At 74.8% G+C, this 729-nt stretch carries 2 protein-coding genes; both read left to right on the top strand.

Annotated elements, in window-relative coordinates:
* Window positions 1–238, top strand: a 238-nt coding sequence (locus D1643_RS11220; RefSeq protein WP_160710668.1) for a hypothetical protein, incomplete at its 5' end; no start/stop codon positions are given.
* Between the two features lie 110 nt (window positions 239–348).
* Window positions 349–525 (top strand): hypothetical protein, encoded by a 177-nt coding sequence (locus D1643_RS11225; RefSeq protein ID WP_160710669.1) that lies wholly within the window; start codon window positions 349–351, stop codon window positions 523–525.
* Window positions 526–729 lie beyond the last annotated feature (204 nt).

The following is a 729-nucleotide window of genomic DNA, read 5'->3' on the forward strand; positions in this document are numbered from 1 at the left end:
CGAGCCCGCCCCGGCCGCGCCCAAGGGAGCGCGCGGCGGCAAGGGGGCGCCCGGCGCCGCCGCGCCGGGGCGGCGCCAGACCACCGTCACGATGCCCGAGGAGTACCACCGCGCGCTCGACCTGCGCCTGTGGTCTAGCCGCGGCGAGGGGCTCACCAAGTCCCAGATTTTCATGGAGGCGCTCGACGCCTACCTGGCCGACGAGCTGGAGACGGCGCGCAGGCTCGGCGAGTCGTAGCCGCCGCGCAGGCGACTCCGTACCGCGGTATACCCGTACTCCGTATCGCGGTACGGGCATACCCGAGTACCGTCGCGTTAGAGCGCGAGTCCCCGAGAAAGGAGGATGCGATGGCTCTCTCCGTCATCGGAGCGCTGGCTGCCGCCGCGGGAGCAGCTGCCATTTTCGACGGGGGCCTGGAGCGAAGGCTCGGCCGCCGCGCCTTCGTCCTGGAGGCCCTGGCCGTGGTCGCGGGCGTGGAGGCGTGCGCGGCGGGCGTCGTCCTCGCCCTCGCGGGGGTGCTGTAGCGCCCGCGAGCGGCCTCCGCCCTCGTCTCCCGACCTAGCGCCCCGGGCGGCCGCTTCCCGTACCCCGGTACTCCAGTACCAGGGTACGCCAGTACCGCAGTACGGCCGTACCCGTGGGTCGCGGCACGGCGATCCTGGCCTCCGGGGCTGCTCGCCCCGGATCCCCCGGCAGGGGAGCCGCGGGGCTCCCCTGCACCCCTCCCC

Origin of the sequence: Enterorhabdus sp. P55, assembly GCF_009911695.1 — a bacterium.
In the GTDB taxonomy this organism is placed as follows: Bacteria; Actinomycetota; Coriobacteriia; order Coriobacteriales; family Eggerthellaceae; genus Enterorhabdus.